This window comes from Halobacillus sp. BBL2006 (assembly GCF_000786645.1).
Classification (GTDB): Bacteria; Bacillota; Bacilli; order Bacillales; family Halobacillaceae; genus Halobacillus.
The window spans coordinates 1-1,292 of record NZ_JRNX01000383.1 but is presented as its reverse complement, the minus strand read 5'-3'; the positions used below and the strand labels follow the sequence as shown (position 1 = coordinate 1,292).

Annotated in this window: 3 protein-coding genes; 2 read left to right on the top strand and 1 reads right to left on the bottom strand. The window is 32.8% G+C overall.

Annotated elements, in window-relative coordinates:
• Positions 1-419 (bottom strand): helix-turn-helix domain-containing protein (locus LD39_RS11890; RefSeq protein ID WP_035546715.1); only part of this gene is annotated, 419 nt, incomplete at its 3' end.
• 190 nt (positions 420-609) lie between these two features.
• Here LD39_RS11890 and LD39_RS11885 point away from each other — a divergent pair.
• Positions 610-840 carry a helix-turn-helix transcriptional regulator gene (locus LD39_RS11885; protein WP_035546713.1) on the top strand — a complete coding sequence of 77 codons (231 nt, stop codon included), beginning with the start codon at positions 610-612 and terminating at the stop codon, positions 838-840.
• Positions 841-1,164: a hypothetical protein gene (locus tag LD39_RS11880; RefSeq protein ID WP_035546712.1), complete on the top strand. Its 324-nt coding sequence runs from the start codon at positions 841-843 to the stop codon at positions 1,162-1,164.
• Positions 1,165-1,292: the final 128 nt, after the last annotated feature.

Genomic DNA, 1,292 nt, shown 5'->3' with positions numbered 1-1,292 from the left:
TTATTTTCTTTTTCTTCGAATTCTTTAGATTTTTTCACTAAATATTGAAAGTAACTTTCCAATTCCCTTATTTGCTCTGGACTCATTGATTTCCACTTTTCCAAATCAAAAAAAGCTGCATCTTCGATTCCGTATTGGTCCATCAATATATTTACTTCTTTTATGGAATCAAATTCATTGCTTTTATCCACTTGATAATCTGATATATCTGATCGGCCTAAAAGGTAATCGGTGGATACATCAAAAAGGTCAGCGATCTTGTTCACAGTATCTAAAGTAGGAATTTTGGTACCTCTCTCGTATGCTGTGTAAGTTGTTCGAGCTACGCCGATTTGCCTTGCAATATAATCTTGGGTCCAATTTGGATTTTCCTCTTTTTTTATTTGTCGGCATCTTTTCAGCCTGTTTGAAAAATTCATGTTTATACCACCATGCTTTTCACTAGATTAAAGTGTGTTATGTATCCATTATAAATGTTTCTCAAAGTAACTTAAAGAAAAGTTCCTAAAAGTGTAAAAAAAATATATGGATATTGTTGACAATGTTACCTAAAGGAACTTATAATACATTATAAGATGTTCCTTAAAGGAACTTTAGGAGGTGGATAAATTGAGGATGTGGTTAAAAGAGATTCGACTTCAGAAGGATTTAACGCAACAACAAACAGCTATTAAATCAAACATATCGAGAAGCTATTATACCCATATTGAATCAGGAGTTAAAAATCCTACAGTAGAAACAGCGAAGGACATAGCTTTTGCTCTAGAGTTCAAGTGGACAAATTTTTTTGAAAACCAATGTTCCTTAAAGGAACAAAAAACTTATAAGGAGATGTTGTAGATGTTTGAAGCTAAACTGCAACCCGAATCTGATTTTAATAACAAGGTTTATGATATTTTTTATGATATTGCTAAAAAAGCACAAGAAGATGTTCAGAAAGAAATGGAATTACCCTATTTACTTGATCGAACAAAATTAGCTGAGCGTGTGTTTAATGTCAGTGTACAATCTCTTGATGCTCACGTATTAAAGCGCAATGACTTTCCAAAAGTTCATGTAGGTGGCCGGACACTTTACCCTAAAGATTTAGTCATTACATGGATTAGAAATCATGTTGATGTATCTGATGATATTGCTCCGGAAAGAAACTTTGGTGTTGTTTGACTCTATGAATCTAGTATATACCTCTGAGAAAGCAATCAATGGTACAAATCCATAAGTAAGGAGGGGGAAACTATTAATAAAAGCAAATCAGCGCAGTTAATGAAGGATTTAAGGAAAAACAAAAATAA